This window comes from Clostridium sp. cel8 (assembly GCF_014050525.1).
Taxonomy (GTDB): domain Bacteria; phylum Bacillota; class Clostridia; order Clostridiales; family Clostridiaceae; genus Clostridium_B.
The window spans coordinates 37,453-62,987 of sequence record NZ_JACGAG010000009.1 but is presented as its reverse complement, the minus strand read 5'-3'; the positions used below and the strand labels follow the sequence as shown (position 1 = coordinate 62,987).

Genomic DNA, 25,535 nt, shown 5'->3' with positions numbered 1-25,535 from the left:
ATAGCAGTTTAATATAATAGAATATACTAATTTTATGGGGAATTTTATCATGAGAATAGGAATTGATGGACGTGCTGCCAAATGGTATAGGGGTACTGGCATAGGTACTTATACTTACCAACTAATCAATTGTCTAAATAAAATAGATAGGATAAATAATTACACTGTATTTATGCCAGAAGACTCAAGATCTGAAATGGGATTAAAAAGAAACTTTAAACTTAATGATATTAAATACAGTAATAGTAAAGATACTTTTTGGGATGAGGTAGCTACCCCAAATATTTTAAAAAATGAACAGGTACAACTTTATCATATTCCTCAAAATGGAGTTGGCCTATCTTCTAAGTGTAATTGCAAATTCGTTATAACTCTTCACGATATTATTCCATATCGAATGCCCGAAACCGTAAGTGATAGATATCTAAAATTATTTTCAGAATATATTCCTAAAATAATACCTAAATGCGATGGAATAATTACAGTATCTAACTTCTCTAAAGCGGACATAATGAAAGCTTTTGATTTTCCAGAGGATAAAATATATGTAACTTCTCTTGCAAGTGAAGATATATATAAACCCCTCAACAAATATATAAGCAAGTATATAGCTAAAAAATATTACTTTATAGAAGGAGATTTTATACTATATGTTGGTGGTTTCAGTCCAAGGAAAAATATAATAGGAATTATTAAAAGCTTTAGTAAATTTATTTCACTATATAAGAAGCCTATAAAGCTTGTTATTGCAGGCAATAAAGGGAAATCTTATGCCTTATATAAAAAGTGTGCAGAGGAATTAAATATACAAGATAAAGTTATATTTCCAGGCTTTATATCAATAAAACATCTACCTTATATATATAATGCCGCTAAGCTTTTTGTCTATCCTTCTTTTTATGAAGGTTTTGGTCTGCCTACTATTGAAGCTATGGCCTGCGGTATACCTGTTATAACTTCAAATAGAACCTCTATACCTGAAGTTGTAGGAGAAAATGCTGCTTTAATAGACCCTGAAAATTATGAAGAATTATGCGAGGCTATGATAAATATAATATCTGATGAAAAACTTTATGATAAGCTATCTAAATCTGGGATAGAAAGATCTAAACAATTCAGTTGGAAAAAAACTGCTGAACAAACCTTGAATATATATGGAAAGATAATAAATAAAACTTAACAAAAAAGTTTGTGCATATATTGGCACAAACTTTTTTTATTAAACCATAATCTAAAATGAAATTTTATGAAAATTCTTTAAAAATTCCTCTCTATCATCTTTATAAGCAGCCTTCTTTTTGAGCCTATCTAAAAATACACTCTCATCCCATTCTTTACGTCTAGTATAATAATCACGGGATATAGTATAAAAATCATAAGGGAAATTCAACATTGCATCTAAAATTTTCATCTCTCTTTTATCTAAAGTATTAGTTTTGCAGTAGTTTTCTATAATAATTTCAGCTTTACTAATATCAAAAGCAAAGTTTTTTATAACTTTATTTATAAAATTGCAAAGATCATGTACCTTGATATCTATTATGGCATAGTCAAAATCAATAAAATATGCTTCACCGCCGTTTATCAATATATTATGGTAAGCTAAATCATTATGGCACACAACTATCTTATCATCTTCGCTACATAGCTTATAATACCCTGCATCATTTAGCATATCTATACTATTTTTTATTTGATCAATATAGTAATCCACATCTTTTATAAATATTTCATCAAATTCATTTTTATTTTCATGTATTCCTACAATGTTTTTGAAAAACTCCATTTCTTGAATTCTTCTATTAAATGTATCGATTATTTTCCCATTATTATACTTTCCTGTTAAATCAGTTTTGAATCCCTGTGAAGCTCTATGCATCTCTCCTAATGATTTAGATGCATATGTCAGGTCTATAGGATTGTTAAAATTACACTCTTTTCCATCAACTACATCCATTATGCAATACATATCCCCATTCCATATAGTATATATATTCCCATCTTTATTCTTCAAAAAATTTACTACTCTGTTAAACTTCTTTTTTATATATGTTATAACATCATATATATAATTAAGCTCCTCTATAGTATATTCAACCTTTTTTAATATCTTTTCACCTTTATCAGTTGATACCATATAGACATTTCTCACAGGTACTACATCATATGCCTTCAAATTAAAGCTATTAAAAAGTTCAACACAAAGTTCATACTCAGTAAGACATTTTCTATCACTGTATCTGTATGACACAAATAATACCTCCAAATTAAATTGATAAAATAAATCTAAGTTTGTACAATTTTCTTTAATTCATTAACACATTCTTCTTCTCCAATAAGTTCCCTTTTATATCTATATTTATTGCAACATTTCATAAATTCATATGGATAGTTATACATAGAAATTATAAATTTGAAACTATCTTTATCTAAATTTGATATATCACAAAATTTTAATACAAATCTACTAGGATCCATATTCAATATTTTTTTCTTTAGTTTCTTTAAAAAATTAACTTCATCCATTTCTATCATGTTATAAGAGCAACCATTTATATTAATTACTTGTATTACATCTTCTACTTTCCTTAAGTTATTAAAATATACATTTTTAAGACACACTTCATTCCTAACCATACTTCTTTTCAGAAGATGTATATAATTATTATTATATATATCTTCTATACATTTATTAGCACGATCTAAATAATCTTCTCCTTTGTTTTCAAGTATCTCTTCAAATTCAGTATTTGATCCATTATGTTTTATCCTATCTATATCTCTACTGAGCCATTTGATATAAATTTTATATTGTTCTACCGTTCTACCAAGACTATTTGTAAGCCTTTTATTCATATGACCTGTATAACCAATCATTCTATTATGAAATTCATTTATTATTTCTATTTGTTCTTCTATTTTTGATACATCTATATCTTTTTTTTGTTTCTGAAAATTATTTACCTTAATTATATTTTTATCTTCAAGATATTTACTAAAACATGAATCAAGGTTATCATAATACACTAAGAAATCACCTCATTTTATAGTTATAACAAAATTCTCAATGACGTTTTTTCATTTTTTTCATTATCCTTCTCTTCTTTCTTTCTAACTCCTGAACTTCCTTTCTTCTTTTTTTTATCTTTTCAAGCTGTTTTACTGTTTTCTTTAAACTATTTACTTTATTTTCATAATATCCTAAATCTTGATTTTCTATTTCCTCTTTACTTTTAGACTTCTTTTTATGAGACATAGAAGTTTCCTCCTTTAAATTTTAATTATATTTTTTTCTTCTAAACTCTTCTATAAACTGCTGTTTTTGCTCTTCATCTTCAAATATCTTCTGTAACTTCTTTAAAAATACATCCTGCCCCCATGGCTTCTCTTCCCAATAGTACTGTATTCCAATTTGCCAATAGTCCTGTGGAAATTCCATAAATCCAGCCATAACAGGTAAATCATCCTGATATACTGTATTTTCAGAAGAATAAGTGTCTAATATAAATTCTGCCATACGAATACTCCACTTACCATGTTTCATTGTTCTTATAAGTAAGCTGGCCAAATCATGTAGATGTGTATCTAAAATACAATAATCAAAATCTATTATATTTACTTGTCTATCAGAACTTATGAGTATATTATGATTTGCATAATCATGATGACAAAATCCATTTTTCAAAACTTCCACTTTCATTTTTTCAAGATAGTTACTACTTACAATATTTCTAATGGAATACTTACATTTTTCAATTTCATCATCTATTTTTTTAATATATCGATTATCAAATTCTGTTCTCTTGTCTTTCTTTAAAATTCTATTTTTAAAGTCAAGTATTTCATTTTTTCTTGTATTAAATGTTTCTATCCATTTAAACCATCCCACTCTAGGATTCATTTTTTCTGTTAATTGAAACCCTAAACTTTTATTGTGAAGCTGTCCTAATTTTAAAGCTGCAATATAAATATCAGATTTATCATTATAATCAGCTATTCTTGAATCAATCCATAATGTCAAATAAGCAAACTTATTCTCAAGCTCTATATATTTTGTTCCATATTTTGTTTTTATTATTTTAGGTACACTTTTAAATCCAGTCATTTGTAAATGCTCCATGGCAGAAATAATAAACAAAAAATGTCCAATGTCATAATTTATTACTTTTAAACAAAAATTTCCATACTGTGTATTAATTTTATATACATTTTTTATTTTTTCAATATATTCAATGTGGATATTATAATTTCTCTCAACGCTTTTCTGTACCATTAAAATATCCAAAGTTTTCCCTCCAAAATCACTATATAGTAGTATATGAATAAATATTTATGTATGTGATAAATCTTAAAATTCACCTTTTTATATATAAAACAATAGTATATATTATAGTGTCTTAACCCAAAGGCTCAATTACTTTTCAGTCTGCTTTATTATGGAGGTAAAATTAATGAAAATTGCCATTGATGCAAGGGGAATTAACTGGTATAAAGGTACTGGAATAGGTACTTATACAAATAGAATATTGACATATATGCTAAAAAATCATAGTGAAAACTTTTATCATATATATTGGTCTGGAAACAAATATGAAAATTTTAATAAAGAAAATACTAAAATAATAATGGCGTCTAAAAGACAACATAGATTTTTTGAACAGTACTATTTTCCAAGGAATATAGAAAAAGAATCTGTAGATATATATCATATACCTCAAAACGGGATAGGTATTTCAGAAAATATAAATTGCAAAAAAGTGATAACTGTCCATGATTTAATACCATATATATTACCTGAAACTGTTGGCAGAGGATATCTTACAAAATTTCTTAAAGAAATGCCTAAAATTATGAATATAGCTGATGCAATAATAACCGTATCCGAATGTTCAAAAAAAGATATACTTAAATTTTTTCCCATAGATGAGAACAAAATATTCGTCACTCCACTAGCAGCGGATAAAAAATATAAACCCTTAGACAAAACTCTGTGTAAAAATGAAATAAAATCCAAGTACAATATAGATAAGCCATTTATACTGTATATAGGAGGCTTTAGCCCTAGAAAAAATGTTTCTTTTTTAATAGATGCATTTTCCAAAGTTCACAAAAATTTAGATAGAGATTATGATTTAGTTATAGTTGGATCAAATAAAGATGATTCTCAAAAATTAAAAGAATATTGTTCAACTCTAGATATAGAAAAAAACATAAAATTTACTGGATTTGTATCAAATTCATTAATGCCAATTTTTTATAATGCATCTGATTTATTTGTCTATCCATCTCTTTATGAAGGATTTGGACTCCCACCACTTGAAGCCATGAGCTGTGGTACTCCAGTAATTACTTCTGATATATCTTCTATACCAGAAGTAACAGGTGATGGTGCAATACTAATCGATCCAAAAGATACAGAAAGTCTTATGTACTCTATTGAAGCAATTTTAAATGAAAAAGGGATATGGAATGAACTAAGTATAAAGGGTTTAAATCGCTCAAAGCTGTTTTCTTGGAGAAAAACTGCTGAACAAACAATCGACGTATATAACAAGGTAGTAAATATGAAAATATAAAAATAAAATCTTTTAACTAGCTTTCCGCCCCTAGTTAAAAGATTTCATATATTTAAAAAAACCCTATGATTAAATCCCCTTAATATATTATACAATAAAATCTTTTTCTTGTAAACGTTTATACAAATTTTTATTAGTAAATTTACCAAATTAATCTAAAATTTTATTGCACTACTACTTTTTCAATAGCTTTTGTTATATCTGAAACTAAATCTTTCTTATCTTTACTTTTTAAATTATCTGGACTTAAAATAGCGTTAATCTTGTCTTTAACTTCTGGAAAATACTTTGTATATTTTATATTGAAAGATTGCATCTGACTATCTATAAATAGTTTCCATATATTATTATTGTAATAATTTACAAATCTATTTATATCTTTAAAATAATATGCATTTTTATATACTGGAATTCTTCCATAATTATTTAATAGGTCTATTTGTAATTTATCATCTGTTAGTATAAATTTTATAAATTCACTTGACAGATCAACATTATCTGAATTTTTATTTATAACTAGGTTAGTTCCTCCTACAGATACTGATTCATTTCCACCTGGTTCAAATGCAGGCAACTTCATAACACCCCAAATATCATCACTTTTCATTGTATTCATTAGATCATACGCCAAATATGGTGTAGCAATAAATGTTAGAATATCTCCATCTTTAGCCATAGATAAAAGCTTATCATCAGAGTCAACATTTACAATTAAATTATTATTATAGAGTTCTTTTTCTAGGTCAAATATTTTGGTCCATTTTCCAGACTTAAAATCCAATTCTTTATCACTATTAAAATAACTAGTTCCAAGTTGATTTGCAAGAATCATATTTAGATTACTATCGCTTTTACAATTTACCATAAAATTCATACCAGTTTTCTCTTTTAACTTATTTCCTATTTCTATATAGTCTTGCCATGTCTTTATATCATCTGGATTAACATCATTAGTTTTAAATATATCTCTTCTATACACTATAAGTTCAGGTAAAACGTCCCATGGCATTGCATATATATTTCCATTTACAGTAGCATTATAAATCTTATTTGACAGTATAGATCCCTTATAACTTGAAACTCTAGATTTCAAATTTAAAATATCACTTTTATAATTGTCTAAAACATAATCTAAATCTTCATCATTAACTGTCAATATATCTGACTCACTTTTCTTATTTTTTAATAAGCTGTCAATATTTTCTCTTATATCATTAGAAACTTTTACATTTATATTAGCCTGATTATGAATTTTCTTAAATTCCTCAGCAGCAGTTTCAAACTGATTCTTATGTCTTTCATCTGTTATAACATTTATAGTTCCAATATATACTTTACTTTTCTCAATTTCATCTTTTTTTTGGCATGATACACCTAAACTTAAATTTAAAATCATTATGAAAATAACACATAATTTTATATAACGTTTCATGGATATTCTCCTAAAATTCATTTAAAATTATACAAGACAATTATATCACAAAATAGGAAAATCTATTGTGACTATTTAAAATATATTAATATAAAAAACTGAAGAATAAATATTCTCCAGTTTTTATTTAGCCTTTTGACATTTTATAATTTCCTGTTGAATTAAATTCTTCCTTCCAAGCCTTCTCTGCATAAGGTTTAAAATCACTTGATACTTTATCTAGTTCTTCTTTGAACTTTTTATCCTGAAGCATCATCTCTGCACCTTCATCAGTAGGTTTAGCTCCAGTTTTTTTAGCAATTTCTCTAATTTCATTTGGATTATCAATCATCATACAAGGTAAAAGCAAATTCTTGTTATATGGTTGTCTATGTCTTAATTCTGTAAAGAAATCTGACTTAAATACATCAACAAGTTTTCTGCCATTTTTTAAATTATCTACTGAAAAATGTGCGAATATACAAGGCTCAACTTGCTCTTTAGAATTTATATGACAATAGAATTTTCCTGCTATACAGCCTCCAACATAAGGTGCATCGTTAAAGAAATCTATAGTAAAGTATGGCTTAGTAGTACGTATTTTTCTAGCTCTTTTACCAAGATAAACCCTTTGCTCTGGGGTAAGCATTCCCTTTGTATCTGGTTTCTTCCCAACTGGCATAAACAGGAAATACCAACTCATCTTAGATCCTTTTTCTATAAGCATATCTACAAATTTATCAGAAGTTACTACATCTACATTGTATCTACCTGTGGCAGAAGAAACTCCAAATAGAATTCCCCTTTCTCTTAAAAGATCCATAGCATGCATAACTTTCTTAAATACGCCTTTTCCTCTTCTTTTATCTGTTTCTTCCTCAAATCCTTCAAGAGAAAACATAGGTATTACATTTCCAAGTTCTTGCAATTTATCAGCTATATCATCTGTAATAAGTGTACCATTAGTAAAAGGTGTAAACATACAATCATTGTATTTTTTATACAAATCAAGCATATAGTCATTTATAAATGGTTCCCCACCAAGAATTACAAAATAATAAATTCCAAGATCTCTTGCCTCTTTAATAATTCTATCCAATTCTTCAAATGGTATATCATCTTTTTTACTATAGCTTGAAGCATAACAACCAGTGCATCGTAAGTTACACCTCATAGAAGGACTAATAAGTATTGTAAATGGTGTTTTTATGCCTGTCTTTTCAAAAAATTTAGCTCTTTTTGGTATACCATACCAGGCTGCATTTGCAAAAAAGTTAGTGAAAAATTTATTCATGCAATTTCTATTTGTATCTCTCACAATCCTTGTAACTAACTCATGAATAGCTGGATTAGTATTGTATAGCTCCTCTACTCTTAAAACCTTTGACATACTTTCATCATTATTACCTACAGTCTTTTTTACAAGTGCAAACAATTTATCAATACTATTTTCAGGATTATCACTATTTAGCAATTGCAAACAAGCCTTAACTAACGCATCTTTAGCTGTTTTTTCCAACACTCCTGTCAATTTCATTTGCTATTCCTCCTAACAAACACCAAATTTATAAGAAATGATTGCTTTAATATTGCAATAAAATAAGTAATCCCTATACATATATGGTTTTTATAATTACATCTTAATTATAACATTCACCATTTTAATGTGCAATTTAACACTTTTATAGATATTTCTTGATATTTATAACCATTTAAAGTGCTAAAAAGATTTATATGAAAATACTATTATAATTGAATTAAAATGCATGCATTTCAAATATCTTCATGTTGACAAATATATAGTATATCCAATAATAAATTAAACTACTTTTCTAGTGAATTCGATTTATCATACTTGCCAAATATCCTGCCCCAAATCCATTATCTATATTTACCACACTGACACCGCTTGCACAGCTATTTAACATAGAAAGCAACGCAGAAATACCTCCAAAATTGGCCCCATAACCAACACTAGTTGGAACAGCTATAACAGGTTTATCTACTAGTCCACCAACAACACTTGCTAGTGCTCCTTCCATTCCTGCTATAACAATTATCACTTTTGCACCTCTTATTAAATCCAATTTATTGAATAATCTATGTATTCCTGCAACTCCAACATCATATATTCTTTCAACTCTTTCCCCAAACATCTCTGCAGTTAAAGCTGCTTCCTCAGAAACTGGAATGTCAGAAGTTCCTGCTGTTACAATAGCTATATAGGTATCTGAAGGTTTAATCTTTTTATTTGTTACAGTTATTACTCTTCCCTCTTTATTATACTTTGCTTTAGAACATACTTCTTTTACAGCTTTATAGTGCTCTTCATTTGCTCTAGTTCCAAGTATGTTATCACCTTTTGTCATCATAAACTTTACTATACCTTTTACTTGATCAGGAGTCTTTCCTTCGCAGTATATAACTTCAGGATAACCAACTCTAAATTCTCTGTTATTATCGATTTTGGCATATCCTAAATCTTTAAATGTCATATCAGATAGCTTTTTAGAGGCATCTTCTATATCTAAAGATCCATCTTTAACTTTTTCAAGTATATCTTTTATATATTTTAATTCCAACGCAATCACCTTATTTAATAATTATATTACTCTTTGTATGATTTTATTACTTCTCTTTTAATTTCATCTATACTTACATTATTTTTTATGGCAAGTTTTTTACAATCTTCATATTCCGGTTTAAAATTTATTTTTCTATCTTCATAATATGAAACTTTTATAGATACTTCACCAAACTTAGTATTTACTTTCTCAATCTTTCTTTCTAGAATATCTCTATCTAAATCAATCTTTCTTACACCTAAAGTTGTAGTATTTAAGAAGATATTATTTCTTATAAGATCCTCATATTGTTTTTTATACAGTACACTTAACTTTACTGCTGGTCTTCCCTTTTTCATTATTATAGGCGTTAAATATACATCTTCAGCTCCAGCTTTCATTAATTTATCCATAACATAATCATAATTTTCTGGGTTCATATCATCTATATTACATTCCATAAGTCTTATTTCATCTTTCATATATCCTCTATGTGAGCTTTCACTTGAAATGGCAGACTCATTACTTTCACCTATAAATACTCTAAGAACATTTGGTATATCCTCATTGTCTTTCTTCCCTATTCCATATCCCGTTCTCTCTATTTTAAAATTTTTTAAATCTGTAAAATCAGATGAAAAATATGATAAAATTGCTGCTCCTGTTGGAGTAGTGGCCTCAAAAGGCACTTTAGATGTTATTGGAATATTTTCTAATATCTCTGAAGTTGCAGGTGCCGGTACTGGAAGTGTCCCATGTGCACATTTTACAAATCCTCTTCCAACTTCAACTTTTGATGCTATAACTTTATCTATATTTAAATAATCGAAACATATAGCTGCACCAACAATATCTACTATAGAATCTACTGCACCAACTTCGTGAAAATGAACTTCTTCTATAGGCTTATTGTGAACTTTTGCCTCTGCTTGTGCAACTTTTTTAAAAATTTCAATGCTTATTTTCTTTACTTTAGAATTTAATTCACTTGAGTTTATAATTTTTTCGATATATGGTAAATTTCTATGATGGTGATGATCGGCACCATGGTGATCGTGATGGTGGTCATGATGATCATGATGAGTTTCTTCTGATAAAATAACTTCTACATTTGTACCTGAAATACCATTTTTTGTATCTTTTTTTACATTTATGCTATATTCATTTACATTTAACTTTGCAAGCTCTGATATTAAATAATCTTTATCAACACCAATATCAATCATTGCACCTAAATTCATATCTCCACTTATTCCTGAAAAGCAATCATAGTACAGTATTTTCATAATTAAATTACCTCCATAACATTAATTTGTAATAAAACATATACTACACAATAATTGTAACATAATTATTAATATCCAATAAAAAGATTTAAAAAACTATATGTAATTTTATATGACGTTACGATATACTTACGATATACTAATATTAAAATTATAAATACATAAATGAGGTGAAAATATGAAAAAGCTCACAAGAGATTTTTACAATAGAGATACTCTTAAAGTTGCAAAAGAACTACTTGGCAAAATACTAGTCCATAATATAAATGGTAAAATCCTTTCTGGTAAAATAGTTGAAGTTGAAGCTTATAAAGGAATTACAGATAAAGCTGCCCATTCCTATGGAGGTAGACGAACTAAAAGAACAGAAGTTATGTATGGAATTTGTGGAATTTCTTATGTATTTATGATATATGGAATGTATAATTGTTTTAATATTACAACCGAAGATAAAAATATTCCAAATGCAATTCTTGTAAGAGCATTAGAACCTATAGACAATCTTGACATTATGTCATTCAATAGATTTAATAAATCTTATAACGAACTTTCAAAAAAACAGAAAATAAATTTGACAAATGGGCCTGGAAAACTTTGTAAAGCTCTTGAAATAGATAGGCGTCTTAACAATTGTGATTTATGTAAAAATGAATTATATATATTAGATCCTGAAAAATATGATTTTACAATTGAATCGGCAAAAAGAATAGGAATAGATTATGCTGAAGAAGCAGCAGATTATCCTTGGAGATTTTATATAAAAGACAATATATATGTATCTAAAAAACCAACTTCATAGGAGGAATAATAAATTTATGAACTATGTTTATATATTAGAATGTTCTGAGATGTATGATTTTAAAAGTGATGCCTTAAAAAGAGAACATGAAATAAAATCGTAAAATCATGATAACTATGCTATATGAGGCATAATTCTCATGATTTTACTATGATAATCAAATTTACAAATATCCTTTTAAACCCTTTTTATTTTTTATAACATCTACTAGATACTTAACCTCCTGATCCTTATTTTTATCCATAACTAAAAGTACATCATCAGAATCTATAATTATAAGATCCTTAACTCCAAAAGCTATTACAAATCTTCCTTCTCCAAATATAGTACAGTTTTCAGCAGATTCTAAAAATGTATTCCCTCTAACCTTATTTCCTTTATAGTTTTTTAGGAATCTGCCTATAGCAGTAAATGTGCCCATATCATCCCATACAAACTCACATTTTATCACATAGGCCTTCCTAGTTTTTTGCATTATACCAAAATCAACTGAAATGCCGTCTATTATATCATATTGCTCAGAAATTACTTTCTTTTCATACTTTGTATTTAGACTTTCATAGATAGTAAGCATGCTTTTATACATCTTAGGAAGGTATTTTTGCATTTCTCTTAAAAACACATCTGCTCTCCATACAAATATACCGCTATTCCAAAGATAAGTTCCTTTCATAATAAGATCTTTAGCTACTTCTAAATTGGGTTTTTCTAAAAATCTCTCCACCTTAAAACTCGCAATAGGTGCATTTATTCTCTCACCCATCTGTATATAACCATATCCTGTTTCAGGTCTTGTTGGTTTTACCCCAATTGTTATAAGTCCTCTCTTTTTCTCTGCAATTTGTACGGCTTGTTTAATAGTATCTACAAATAATTTTTCATCATCTATATAATGATCTGATGGCAAAATTATCATTGAAGCATAAGAATCCTTTTTTAACAATTTAATCGCTGAAAATCCAATACATGTAGCAGTTTCTCTGTTTTTAGGTTCTGAAAATATGTTTTCTCTTTTTATGTCAGGAAGTTCTTCCTGCACTTTTTCTATATATTCTTCATTAGTAATAACATATATATTATCTTTACTTACTAAAGGAGTAATTCTATCTACAGTACTTCTTAAAAAACTTTTATTATTTATAATCTTTAAAAACTGTTTTGGATTTTTAGCTCTTGATAGAGGATAAAGTCTAGTGCCTTTTCCACCTGCCAAAATCAATGCATATAACAAGTATTTTCCTCCTAATTATTGCTTAAGTTAAAATTATTATATTTAACCTATTTATCAGAATACACTAGTATTATATGTTTCATTAATATAAATTGTGAGGTTAGATTGGCAATTGTTATCATACAACTTTAAGCTTTTTCAAATCAATATCTACAGAATTACTATTAACGCTACCTTCAGGCTTTATACCTAAATCATTTAATTGTTTAAATATTCTATTTATCACATCCTCAGGATTCAAATAAAACTCGCTTCCTCGTATCTTCAAAAACACCCATCCTACTCTTTCAAGATCAAGTTGTCTTTCTACATACTCTTTAAAGTTATACTTTTCTCTTGAATTATCACCTTCACATATAATTGCTACCCTAGTTCTATCACCTTCTATCACAAAATCTATATTATATCTTCCAATTTTTATTTGAGGTTCTATATTATATCCATTACCTTTTATAAGTGAGTAAACATCCTTTTGAAAATCAGATTGAAAAATTGGCTTTACTTTATCCTTATGCATAATAAACTTATCATAATTCATGCAATAATTAAGAAGTGAATATCTAACACATTCCTTGCTTAAATCTTCTAAATCTACGGAATGGAAAAGCCACATTTGATTTCTCGCTCTACTTGAAGCAACATTAAATCTCCTTACATCCGTATCTCTTGAAAGAGGTGCAAATTTTACATCTTTGGAAATTACCATTGATAAAAACATTATATCTCTTTCATCTCCTTGAAATGAATAAGCATCTCCACATACAATTCTTCGCTTTATAATTTCTTCAACACCTAATTTCTTTCTAAGTAAGTTTTCTATTAAGTTCCCCTGTGCATCTCCTAGAAGTGATATAACTCCCATTGACATTCCTTGATATTTAGGATCCTTACAACATTCTACAATCTTGTCTACAACTGCTTCTGCCTCAATTTTATTTACAGCCTTAGAAGGACTTCTCTTTCCATTTACTTTTACAGCTTTTACAGGAGGATAGAATGTTTCCTTTAAAGTAGGATATCTAAGTGGCCTTATCTCATCTGAATAAACTAATTTATTGCTAAACCCTATTATTTCTGGTACACATCTAAAATGTTCTCTAAGCATTAATCTATTAGGGAATACCCTAAGAGCTGTATCATATAAACTTGTCTGAAGATCAAACCATTGATTGTCCGGTATATCCTTTAAATACTTATCTATTAAATTTGAAACAGTTTTCTGATCTATTCCAACAACTTCAGGGCTTATTTGTTTATCATCACCAACTATAACAGCTCTTTTAGCTCTCATAAGTGCACATAGAGAAAATACATCACTTTGGCTACTTTCATCAAATATAATCACATCAAATTTATTTTCAGATAATTTTATGTTTTCAATAACTCTATTTAGTGGCATAATCCATACAGGAATTGCATCTTTACATTTTTCCATTTCATTTTGAGCAATTTTTCTGTATTTAGCCACCATCTTTCCTCTCCCCTTTCCGATTCTTTTAACTGCCTGCATCCATGAAAATAAGCTTCTTTTTTGACTTTCTGTTGTACCTAATATTTGATTATACCATGTACTCTTTGCAACTAAGTCTTTCATTATGAGTTTTTCTCTCATCTTCTCTGTTTCAAGATCCTCTTCAATCTTTTCCGGATTCAACTTTTTAATTTTTTGCAAAATGCTATTCCATTGAACCCATCTCCATGCTTTATCAATATTTTTGTACATATCCTTTGACTTATCCCAATTATGAATTATATCTTTTACTGTATTAGGACATACCCTTCCCATCTTATCTATTATTTCACTAATTTTCATTACTTTACTTTGTCTTTTTCTAATCTGTTTCAGCCTACTTGCAAACTTATTTATGTTATCCTCAGACATATCTTCTAATTTAGAATATTCACCTACATCATCTCTTATTAATTCCATAAGTTTTTGAAGATTATCCAGATATGCCTTGAGATTATTATATTCTTCTATATTTTTTAGATTTTTAACGCAATTTTCTAAATAATCGTAAGTATCTATTCTATACCAATTTATAGTTTCAGGAAGTACTATTTTCCCCAGTCTATCTAATACCTTGGATTTATAAATGTCATTCCACTTTACAATAGTCTTCAACTTCTCAATATTTTCTTGTAAACTAAATATATCCATCTGTTCTATATCTTCAGTATCTTTTCTATAATCCTTAATAGTATTTTCCCATATAACTTTTAATTCTTTTAAAGCAGATGTTTTTTTAAGAAATAACTTCATTATAATAGCTTGATCCATATTTGAAAGTTGTCTTCCATCTATACTGCACTTTGAAATAACATATCCACATTCAGGATGTATTATTTTAAACCACTTTCTAAACTTTCTTTTCTGTTCTAAGGTTTTATAGACAATATCAAAATTTTTAATAAACTTGTCCATATCCTGTTCCATAATCTCAATCTTATGACTTCTAACTTTCTCTGATGTTTTAGTAATAACCATCATTAAATCTATTGACCTATAATATAGATCTTTAAACTCCTGACGTACAATTGTATTTTCATTATAACTTTTAAATACTTCCTCCCACATAGTATTTCTAAATTTAGCTAAATTATTTTTACAATCTAAAATAGCCTTCAAAAGCTCATCATAATTGCATCTATCATTATGAGGTACATACCAATCCTTTATACTATCTGTATATTCCTTATACTTTGGCTTTAACTTCTTGTACTTTATTATAGTAGAATATATTTTTTCATCTTCTGGTAGCTTGTCTATTATGTTTTTTATACTATCAAATTTACATTTTTCTTCTCTACTTACTTCAACTAATAAATCCTTTAATAATTCAAAATCATAATTTGATATTGGCATACTATTTTTTATGCTTATCGGATCTTTTATCCATGCATATTCATCAGAATTTTCTTTAACCCATTTAGCTACATCTATCAAAGTATACTTTTTATTAGAATAATTTATAGTTTGATCCTCTAGATCCTGTAATTCTTTTAACTTTCTATAAAGTAATTTCTGTTTATCTATACATGAGTTAAGTTGATGCTTTAAAAGTTCTATATCCTTTGATATACTTTTTGGATCCGAGGACAAATTACTTGTTATTTTTCTCACTGAATCATTCAATTTTTTAAATGATTCTGAGTCATTTCCAAGTAAACTTATACAAAGTGGTTTTATTTCTTCAGGTATCTTTTCAGTAAGTACTCTAAGTGCTCTATCTGTTTGACTAGTAACCAATATTCTCTTTCCATAAGTGAGAAGATGGCATATAAGATTCACTATAGTATGACTTTTACCTGTACCTGGTGGTCCTTGCATTACTACACCATAATTTTCAGATATCCTTTTTATTATCTCTTTCTGTTCAGAATTTGCTGGAAGGGGAAACATTACTCTCTCAGATACCTTGTCCCAATTATCTTTGTCCATATTTTTATCTTCTACTGTACTTTCTCCTACTAATAGCTTAATAGGTTCAGGTATTGAACAGCCATTCCTAATTTGTGTTAAAATATTATTTATTTCACTTTGCCATAATTTCATATTATTTTTCCTTACAAATATAACAAATGTATTATACAATACAGGAAATCCATTGAGTTTAATTTTATTTTTAGAAAAATGTCCATACTTAACCTGTCCTTTGACATTAAAACTTTTAATTATATTTTCAAAAACTTCTTTAACTTCTTCCTTAATTCTAGGATCCAAATCCATATTGGCAATTTTACCTTCTAAATCAAATATATCTTTTATATCAATCTTGTTTATATTTTCAAATATACTTGACTGAAATTTAGTTTTTCCTGAAGGGACTAAATCAAATGACCTTTTTAAGGCATTAAATTCTATCTTCATTCTTGTTTCAAGTACAGGGTGAATAATTTCCTGATTGTCTATTTTCCAACACATAAGTCCATATCCATATATTATCTCAAAACTTTCTCCACACTTTTCATTCTGCTGATATAATTTAAAGAAATCATCATATAATTTTCCAGACTTTTTATTTACCTCTATCCAAAAATCACTGTTAGAATTTTTATTTATAGCACATCCTTGCAAATTTAAAAAATCTTCTTCCCAATACAATTTATCATAATCGTACACGCTTCTTATTATTTTTTCATTTATATTTTTTAAGCTTAACAAATATAAGAATATTTTTTCTACCTTATCCCTGTAATCCATATTATCCCCCTTTGTAAAAAACAGTTGTATATTTAATCAATTCAATTAATATACTTACTTTTATGTTAAATTATACCATTAAAATATGTAATATACAAAAAAATCGTTAAACAAATTTCAGAGTTAATTGACAATATTTTTTATTAACATAAAATTACAGGTCAAGTTATGGAGATAAATAAAAAGAGTTAATACAGAAATATACTTTTTACTGCATTAACTCTCATATTGTTAGTATTTATGCTTCTACTTTTCTAAATTTAAGAAACAATTTATATCCTACAAATCCTATTATCACAACAACTACGCCTATATCTGCAAAGTGAAACCACTCTCTTATTACTTCCCAGTTTTCTCCCATCTTATATCCTGCAAATGCTAAAATGATACTCCAAAATGATGAACCTATAAAAGTATATACTACAAATTTTTTAAAGTCCATCTTACTTATCCCAGCAGGAAGTGAGATGAATGTCCTTATTATAGGCAATAGTCTTGAAAAGAAAACTATACTCTCTCCATATTTATTAAAGTAATCATCACTTTTTTTTATATGTGCTTGAGAAAGTTTAAGTTTAATTGCATATTTTTCAACAAGGGGCCTTCCTCCAACTTTTCCTATATAATATGCAACACAAGACCCAAAGGTTCCTCCTAATGTTCCAATTAATATAACAGCAGTTAAATTTAGAACTTTAGAAAAACTAAGGTATCCTCCAAATGGTAGTATTGCCTCACTAGGTATAGGTATGCATGCACTTTCCAATGCCATGCCAATAAAAATCCCTATATATCCAGTCTTAGCTAGAATCGCAACAACTAAATTTATCAATGCCTCTATCATAAACTTTCCTTTCCTAATAGTCCCCAATTAGCAAATTATTTAAAATAGAATTTATTTTTTACATGAATCTCTTTCTATTAAATTATGTTGTAATACATATTTTTTTGTACCTGTACTTTCTTTATTTATATTCTTTATTAACATCCTCATTCCAACAGATCCCATATCATACATAGGTTGAGCAACTGTTGTTATCTTTGGATAAAATATAGATGATGAATATATATTTCCAAATCCTACTACATCTACATCTTCAGGTACTCTTATGTTTCTGTCTCTAAGTGCATTTATAGCTCCCATAGCAAGTTCATCACTGCCACAGAATACAGCATCTATGTTTTCCTTATCAAGTATAGTATTCATACCTTTATATCCATCTTTTGCTTTCAACCCACCAAAATAAGTCATATCTTTATTAAGAGTTAAATTATTTTCCTCAAGTGCCTGTTTATATCCACTGTATCTTAATGCACTGCCATTAGCATTATCTTGATTTATACCTATATATGCTATTTTTTTATTTCCCTTGTCAATCAAATACTTAACACCATCATATGCAGCTTTTTTATTATCAATGGTTACACTTGAAATATCATCTGCATCATTTGCAGTTTCTACAAGAACCATTGGAAGTTGAAGCTGTTTTATAAGATCTAAAATAGTAGTTTTCAAAGAAGCACTCATATATAAGATTCCATCTACCATTTTTTCTTTCATAACCCTTAGATATTCCATTTCCTTTTCAGAATCCATATCTGTATTGCAGAGCATTATATTGTAATCATATATATTAGCTACATCTTCTGCTCCTCTTACAATTTCTGGATAAAATTGATTTGATATATCAGGTATTATTATACCAATAGTCTTCGTTCTTTGGGTTTTGAGGCTTCTTGCTATTATGTTAGGTCTGTATCCTAATTTTGCTATAGCCTCTACAACTTTCTTTTTTGTTTCTTCATTTACAACGTCTACATCATTTAATACTCTAGAAACTGTAGCTATAGATACTCCTGCTTCCTTAGCTACATCCTTAATTGATGCTGCCATTTTATTCACCTACCGATTCAATTTTCTTTTATTAATTATACTTATAAAATCAAACTATTACAAGTTAGTTTAAGCTATTTTTAATAAATTAGTAAAATATATATATTATTTAATAGATAAAACAAGTTATAATCATTATACTTTATGATTATAACTTGTTTATTTTTACATATATCAACCTAATTTACATATATTAATTATCTTTTACTAATTCTACTGCCATTTTAAACTTTTCACCGTTTATTTTATAATCATTATATTGTACATCTTCATTATACAATATTTCAACAGATAATGTTTCTTTTTTTATTTGATTTTCAAATTTTTTTACTATATTTTCAAGATAGTCATTTCCTGAAACATAGAGCTTTATATTATCTGCAACTTCAAATCCACTATCTTTCCTCAAATTTTGAACTTTACTCAATATCTCTCTTAGATTTCCTTCTTCTTTAAGTTCTTCTGTAATTTCAGTTTCAAGAACTATTCCTATAGTTTCTTCTCCTGCAAATGCAAATCCTTCTAGTCCTTTCATAGTAACTAATACATTTTCAGAATTTAACTCTATTTCATTGCCTTCAACTTCAATAGAAATTGTTTTTCCTGCATTTATGTCCTGTGCTAACTCCATTTGATTCATAGATGATATTTTCTTTCTTATACCTGGTATAAGCTTACCATATTTTTTCCCAAGTACAGGAAGATTAGGTTTAACATTAAAATCTACATATTTTGATAAATCAGCACCAAATTTTATATTTTTAATATTAAGCTCTTCTTTTATTATATTTCCATAATAATCAGGAAGTGTTTTAACACTTACGAGCATTTCTGAAAGTGGCTGTCTATTCTTTATATTTACTGCATTTCTAGCACTTCTTCCAAGCTTAACTATTTTATAAGCTTCATCCATATCATTTTCCAACTTCTTATCTATTACACTTTCATCATACTCTGGCCATCTACATAAATGAATGCTTTCAGGAGCATTTTTATCCAATTCTACAACTAAATTCTGATAAATTTCTTCTGTCATAAATGGAACAAATGGAGCAGCAATTTTAATTAATTTAGTAAGTACTTTATATAAAGTAACATAAGCTCCTATTTTATCATCTGTTAACTCTGAGCTCCAAAATCTTGATCTATTTACTCTTATATACCAATTTGAAAGACTATCTACAAATTCTCCAATATTTATTGCAGCTTGAGTAACTTCATAACGATCTAAATGATATTCTGTATCTTTAACAAGTGAATTCAACTTTGACAATATCCACTTATCCATTACATTTTCAGATACAAAGTCTTTATATTCAAGAGGATTAAATTTATCAATTTCAGCATAAAGAACATAAAATGAATATACATTCCAAAGAGTTCCTAAGAACTTTCTCTGGCTATCTTGAACTGCTTCCTCATAAAATCTTGAAGGTAACCATGGAGCACTTGAAGTATAGAAATACCATCTTGTAGCATCTGCACCTTGATTATTAAGTACAACAGTTGGACTAAGTACATTTCCCTTATGCTTTGACATTTTAAGTCCATGCTTATCTAATACATGACCTAATACCATACAATTTTCAAAAGGACTTCTATCAAATAGCACAGTAGATATTGCCATAAGAGTATAAAACCAACCTCTTGTTTGGTCAACTGCTTCAGTTATATATTGTGCTGGGAAATTCTTTTCAAACAATTCCTTATTTTCAAAAGGATAATGATGCTGTGCAAATGGCATAGACCCTGAATCAAACCAACAATCTATTACCTCAGGTACTCTTTTCATTTCCTTGCCACAGTGAGGACATTTTAATTTCACTGCATCTATATAAGGCTTATGAAGCTCTATATTTTCAGGAACATTTATTCCTTTTTCTTTAAGTTCCTTAATACTTCCAATACATTCTTTATGGCCACACTCACATTCCCATATAGGAAGAGGTGTACCCCAATATCTTTCTCTACTTAAATTCCAATCTATTACACCTTCAACAAACTTTCCAAATCTTCCTGTTCTTATATTATCAGGGAACCAATTAGTACTATTAGTATTCTTAACTAATTTATCTCTCATAGAAGACATTTTTATAAACCAAGTTTTCCTTGGATAGTATAAAAGTGGAGTATCACATCTCCAACAGAATGGATATGAATGTGTAAATTTCTCTGCTTTATAAAGTATATTATTTTCCTTTAAGTACTCTATTATTTTAGGATCTGCATCTTTAACAAATAGACCCTTCCAAGGAGTAACTTCATCTTTATATTTTCCTTGTGAATCCACGGAATTTACAACAGGTATATTATATTTTTTACATACATTGCTATCATCTTCACCAAAAGCTGGAGCTGTATGAACTATTCCGGTTCCATCTGTAAGTGTTACATAATCTCCATGTACAACATAATGAGCTTTTCCTTCAAATTTGGCAAAGCTAAACATTGGCTCATATTCCAATCCTAAAAGTTTTTCACCTTTAAATTTATCTACTACCTCATACTCCTCTTCCAATCTTCCTAAAAGAGCTTCTGCAAGTATCAGGTGCTGTCCTTTGTTTATTACTTCTACATAATCGTAACTTTTATTTACTGCAAGTGCCATATTATTTGGCAATGTCCAAGGTGTAGTAGTCCATGCTAACATGTATTTATCTGCATTTTTCAACTTAAACTTAACATATACAGAAGTTTCTTTTACATCTTTGTATCCCTGGGACACTTCATGGGATGATAGTGCAGTTCCACATCTAGGACAATATGGTACAACCTTATATCCTTTATATAAAAGTCCTTTATCCCAAATTTTTTTAAGTGCCCACCATTCTGACTCTATGTAGTCATTATAATAAGTCACATAAGGATTATCCATATCAACCCAGAAACCTATTCTATCAGACATTTCCTTCCATTCACTTATATATGTAAATACACTGTCTTTACATTTATTTACAAACTTTTCTACTCCATATTCTTCTATCTGTGGTTTTCCCGATATTCCAAGACTCTTCTCTACTTCAAGTTCTACTGGAAGCCCATGAGTATCCCATCCTGCTTTTCTCAGTACATTGTATCCTTTCATGATTTTATATCTTATTACAAAATCCTTCATAACTCTGGTCAAAACATGGCCTATATGTGGATTACCATTTGCAGTTGGAGGACCATCATAAAATGTAAAATATTCCCCATCTTTATTTAATTCAAAATTTTTTTTAATAATATCATTTTTTCTCCAAAAATCTACTATATCTTTTTCTCTGTCCGTAAAATTCTTAGAATTATCAATCTTTTTGTACATAATTTAACTCCTTTCTACATTTGTATGTCTTAAATATAAAAAACTTCATCCTAAAAATAGGACGAAGTTAACCTCGCTATACCACCTATGCTAAATCATAAACATATATCAATCTTTAACGCAGAAATACGAAAAATCTTACTAAATCATTCAGATTTTCTGCTTACAGGTGATCTTCCTTAAATTCTCCTGCAAATTTCCACCATTACCATTTGCTCTCTTTTAGTGACAAAATTTAAGTACTTATCCTGATCACAGCATTTTATAAATTAAAAAACTATATAATTTCTTTATAATTATATTATACAGATTTTCTATTGTCAAATTATTTAGTAAGTTTTTTATACAATGCCTAGATATTCTAATATGGCACTTGCAATGGCTTGTGCCGCTTTTTCTTGTCCAACATCACTTCCTAAAATAGATGCATCTTTATCATTTGTTAAAAAACCTGGTTCAGTTAAAACTGTTGGTATTTTAGTGTTTCTAGTAATATATAACCAATTTCCATCTTTCAATCCTCTGTTATAAGTTCCAAGTGAGCTTACAAGTTTTTCTTGAATAAGAGATGCAAGTTTTTCGCTATAACTATTTCCAGTATAATAAAGAGTTTCAGTACCCTCTGCTTCACTACTATCAAAAGCATTTGTATGAATAGATAACATAAACTCGGCTCCTGATGCATTTGCAATATCACATCTTTTTTGAAGACTCTCTGTTACAGTACAGGAAGTTGTATTTCTTTCATCTTTAGTTCTAGTATAAATTACATTTACTCCATTTTTATTTAATATTTCTCCTGTTTTAAGTGCTATACTTAATGTAACATCATCTTCTTGATAACCATTACCATTTGAACCAACATCTTGTCCCATTCCATGCCCTGGATCTAAAACGACTTTAGGATTGCTTTCATTTGAAGACATTCCCACACCATTACCTTCATTCTGATTATCTCCAGAATTTTGATCAATAAAACTCAATGAAGATAGTATCCCTTTTGCAATAGCTTCAGCACTTTTATCTTGAAAATCAGAAGTATTCATTAACTCACTTTCAGATTCATTACTCATAAACCCCAAATATACCATTACAGAAGGAGCATCTACTCCATTTAATATCTCATGTTGTGGCTGTGCTTCCTTTACTCCTCTATCTACAGAACCAGTAACATTTATAATTTCCTTTTGAATATCTGAAGCTAAAATTTTAGACTCCTCAGATTTATTAGATGTAGAATAATAGGTTTCAATACCGTGTACATCTGTATTTTCAGGATATGTATTTGTATGTATGCTAACTAACTCATCTGATTTAGCCTCATTTGACATATCAATACGTGATTGTACATCGATATTTTTATCATCAGTTCTTGTGTAAACTACATTTACTCCATTTTTCTCAAGTATTTTTCCTGTTTTTAAAGCTACTGAAAGATTTATATCTTTTCCTTCTACTCCTGAACTAGATACATTTCCTGTATCTTCTCCTCCATGAGAGGCATCGATTGTAACTGTATACTTACCATTACTATTACCATCACTCTTATTATCACTATTGTCATTTTGATTATCTTCCTGTTTTGTTGAAAATTTTAACTGTATATCCTTACCAAGCATATCTCCTCCAACAGTTTTAATTGTACTTTTAATAACTATATTATAATTTTGTCCATATTTATAACTACTTGAAGGAGCAATAGTTACTATAAATCCTGTGCTATCAAGTCCTAATTTAGTATCAACTATATTTCCACTAGAATCTTTAACAATTATATTTGAATTATTTACAGTATCTTTATCTAACATCCTGTTAAAAGTTATATTCCAAGATTTATCAATTGCAACATCAGTTCCTATAATTTTTCCATCAAAGTTATCTTCAGCATGTGCAACATTTCCTTTAATAAACACAGTAAAAGTAATTATGAAAAATAATACAACTAACACATTATATAAAACACCTTTTTTCAAGTAACCACCTCTCTCTATTTAATAATAATTTATATTAAATACATATCAATTCCTATTATAGTATAAACTGTGATAAATTCATACTTTAATTATAATATTTCTACACAAATTAATGTGTTTTTTTATATAATAAAATTGAACAACAAATAAGTAAAGGCACAAATTTCAAATATGTTATAATATTCTTAAATATATAAATCATGAGGTGATTTTTATGAAAATAATATATCTTGGTCATTCTAGTTTCATACTTGAAAATTCAAAAGGTATAAAAATTTTAACTGATCCCTTTGATACTACAACAGGTTATAAAGTATTTAAAGGAAATGTAGACATTGTAACAATAAGTCATCATCATTTTGATCATGATTACATAAAAGAATTAACATGTTCTAATATAATAGATAAGGCTAAAGACTTCACCTTTCAGGATATTTCTATAAGTGGAATTCCATCTTATCATGACAAAGTGAAAGGTGCAAAAAGGGGAAGCAATACAATTTTTATAATAGAAATGGATGGATATAGATTATGTCATCTTGGTGATTTAGGTTATATACTATCAGATGATGAAATTTCTAAGATAGGTAAGATAGATGTGCTATTTATCCCTGTAGGTGGTAATTTTACCATAGATGGAAAAGAGGCTGCAAAAGTTGCAAAATCTATAAATCCACATATTATAATACCAATGCATTACAAAACTGAAGCTTTAGAATTTCAATTAGATGGTCTTGAAACATTTCTTAAATATATAAAAAATGGCGAAAATGTAGGTAAAAACTATTTAACACTAGAAGATAAGCTTAATGATTTTAATAAAGTTAAAATTTTAGACTATAGTAAATAAAATGTGGCTGTGACACTAACTTTTTTATTGCCACAGCCACAAAATCTATTTTAATATACAATCTAATTAGCTATGTTCTACATGTTCTAATCCAGCATTAAATAACAAGTTTATGTGATTATCATCTAGAGAATAATAAACTTGTTTCCCCTCTTTTCTAAATTTCACAAGATGAGCTGATTTTAATGTTCTAAGCTGATGAGATATAGCTGATTGACTCATATTAAGTACTCGTGAAATATCACACACACAAAGCTCTCTTTTAAATAGAGCATATATTATTTTTATTCTAGTCTGATCTCCCAAAACTTTAAACAGAGAAGACAGTTTAAAAAAAACTTCTTCAGATAGCATACTGTTTCTCACACTATCTACATAATCATTTTCTTTATTACAAGAACAAACTTCTATTTCTGAATCAGTACACATAATATCACTTCCTT

General features: G+C 28.1%; 19 protein-coding genes and 1 other annotated feature. Of the genes, 4 read left to right on the top strand and 15 right to left on the bottom strand.

Going from position 1 to position 25,535, the window contains the following annotated elements:
* Positions 1-49 precede the first annotated feature (49 nt).
* Positions 50-1,180, top strand: a complete 1,131-nt coding sequence (locus tag H2684_RS09050; RefSeq protein WP_182089085.1) for a glycosyltransferase family 1 protein — start codon at positions 50-52, stop codon at positions 1,178-1,180.
* Positions 1,181-1,231: 51 nt separating this feature from the next.
* Here H2684_RS09050 and H2684_RS09045 read toward each other — a convergent pair whose 3' ends face one another.
* Genes H2684_RS09045 through H2684_RS09030 form a run of 4 tightly spaced genes read right to left on the bottom strand, consistent with a single transcriptional unit; the run spans position 1,232 to position 4,285 of the window.
* The gene (locus H2684_RS09045; protein WP_182089084.1) at positions 1,232-2,251 is read right to left on the bottom strand and encodes a CotS family spore coat protein; all 1,020 of its coding nucleotides are present in this window, start codon (positions 2,249-2,251) and stop codon (positions 1,232-1,234) included.
* A 35-nt stretch (positions 2,252-2,286) separates the two neighbouring features.
* Positions 2,287-3,027: a spore coat protein gene (locus tag H2684_RS09040; protein ID WP_182089083.1), complete on the bottom strand. Its 741-nt coding sequence runs from the start codon at positions 3,025-3,027 to the stop codon at positions 2,287-2,289.
* A 37-nt stretch (positions 3,028-3,064) separates the two neighbouring features.
* Positions 3,065-3,256, bottom strand: coding sequence for a hypothetical protein (locus H2684_RS09035; protein WP_182089082.1), 192 nt, complete (start codon positions 3,254-3,256; stop codon positions 3,065-3,067).
* 21 nt (positions 3,257-3,277) lie between these two features.
* Positions 3,278-4,285, bottom strand: coding sequence for a CotS family spore coat protein (locus tag H2684_RS09030; RefSeq protein WP_182089081.1), 1,008 nt, complete (start codon positions 4,283-4,285; stop codon positions 3,278-3,280).
* Between the two features lie 166 nt (positions 4,286-4,451).
* Between H2684_RS09030 and H2684_RS09025 the strand changes: the two genes are divergently transcribed.
* A complete protein-coding gene (locus H2684_RS09025) occupies positions 4,452-5,576 on the top strand; it encodes a glycosyltransferase family 1 protein (protein ID WP_182089080.1) in 1,125 nt (374 codons plus the stop codon).
* Between the two features lie 163 nt (positions 5,577-5,739).
* On the opposite strand, the gene H2684_RS09020 is transcribed toward H2684_RS09025, so the two are convergent.
* From H2684_RS09020 to larC, 4 genes are all read right to left on the bottom strand, one after another.
* Positions 5,740-7,008: an extracellular solute-binding protein gene (locus H2684_RS09020; protein ID WP_182089079.1), complete on the bottom strand. Its 1,269-nt coding sequence runs from the start codon at positions 7,006-7,008 to the stop codon at positions 5,740-5,742.
* Between the two features lie 127 nt (positions 7,009-7,135).
* Positions 7,136-8,524, bottom strand: a complete 1,389-nt coding sequence (locus H2684_RS09015) for a radical SAM protein (protein WP_182089078.1) — start codon at positions 8,522-8,524, stop codon at positions 7,136-7,138.
* Positions 8,525-8,819: 295 nt separating this feature from the next.
* Positions 8,820-9,569 (bottom strand): nickel pincer cofactor biosynthesis protein LarB, encoded by a 750-nt coding sequence (larB, locus tag H2684_RS09010; RefSeq protein WP_182089077.1) that lies wholly within the window; start codon positions 9,567-9,569, stop codon positions 8,820-8,822.
* A 26-nt stretch (positions 9,570-9,595) separates the two neighbouring features.
* Positions 9,596-10,840: a nickel pincer cofactor biosynthesis protein LarC gene (larC, locus tag H2684_RS09005; protein ID WP_182089137.1), complete on the bottom strand. Its 1,245-nt coding sequence runs from the start codon at positions 10,838-10,840 to the stop codon at positions 9,596-9,598.
* Between the two features lie 175 nt (positions 10,841-11,015).
* On the opposite strand from larC, the gene H2684_RS09000 reads away from it, so the two are divergent.
* Positions 11,016-11,636: a DNA-3-methyladenine glycosylase gene (locus H2684_RS09000; protein ID WP_182089076.1), complete on the top strand. Its 621-nt coding sequence runs from the start codon at positions 11,016-11,018 to the stop codon at positions 11,634-11,636.
* Between the two features lie 163 nt (positions 11,637-11,799).
* On the opposite strand, the gene H2684_RS08995 is transcribed toward H2684_RS09000, so the two are convergent.
* From H2684_RS08995 to H2684_RS08970, 6 genes are all read right to left on the bottom strand, one after another.
* Positions 11,800-12,867 (bottom strand): mannose-1-phosphate guanylyltransferase, encoded by a 1,068-nt coding sequence (locus H2684_RS08995; RefSeq protein WP_182089075.1) that lies wholly within the window; start codon positions 12,865-12,867, stop codon positions 11,800-11,802.
* Positions 12,868-12,985: 118 nt separating this feature from the next.
* On the bottom strand, positions 12,986-17,071 hold the full coding sequence (locus tag H2684_RS08990; protein WP_182089074.1) for an AAA domain-containing protein: 4,086 nt from the start codon (positions 17,069-17,071) through the stop codon (positions 12,986-12,988).
* 238 nt (positions 17,072-17,309) lie between these two features.
* On the bottom strand, positions 17,310-17,915 hold the full coding sequence (locus H2684_RS08985) for a DedA family protein (RefSeq protein WP_182089073.1): 606 nt from the start codon (positions 17,913-17,915) through the stop codon (positions 17,310-17,312).
* A gap of 51 nt (positions 17,916-17,966) precedes the next feature.
* Entirely contained in the window at positions 17,967-18,965 is a 999-nt protein-coding gene (locus H2684_RS08980; RefSeq protein WP_182089072.1) for a LacI family DNA-binding transcriptional regulator, read from the bottom strand.
* Positions 18,966-19,158: 193 nt separating this feature from the next.
* Positions 19,159-22,269 carry an isoleucine--tRNA ligase gene (ileS, locus tag H2684_RS08975; protein ID WP_182089071.1) on the bottom strand — a complete coding sequence of 1,037 codons (3,111 nt, stop codon included), beginning with the start codon at positions 22,267-22,269 and terminating at the stop codon, positions 19,159-19,161.
* A 54-nt stretch (positions 22,270-22,323) separates the two neighbouring features.
* Positions 22,324-22,534 (bottom strand) — a binding site (T-box leader).
* A gap of 76 nt (positions 22,535-22,610) precedes the next feature.
* Positions 22,611-24,242: an N-acetylmuramoyl-L-alanine amidase gene (locus H2684_RS08970; RefSeq protein ID WP_182089070.1), complete on the bottom strand. Its 1,632-nt coding sequence runs from the start codon at positions 24,240-24,242 to the stop codon at positions 22,611-22,613.
* Between the two features lie 214 nt (positions 24,243-24,456).
* Here H2684_RS08970 and H2684_RS08965 point away from each other — a divergent pair, with 214 nt between their 5' ends.
* Complete coding sequence (locus tag H2684_RS08965) at positions 24,457-25,092, top strand: MBL fold metallo-hydrolase (protein ID WP_182089069.1); 636 nt, start codon at positions 24,457-24,459, stop codon at positions 25,090-25,092.
* Between the two features lie 66 nt (positions 25,093-25,158).
* On the opposite strand, the gene H2684_RS08960 is transcribed toward H2684_RS08965, so the two are convergent.
* On the bottom strand, positions 25,159-25,521 hold the full coding sequence (locus tag H2684_RS08960; RefSeq protein WP_182089068.1) for a metalloregulator ArsR/SmtB family transcription factor: 363 nt from the start codon (positions 25,519-25,521) through the stop codon (positions 25,159-25,161).
* Positions 25,522-25,535 lie beyond the last annotated feature (14 nt).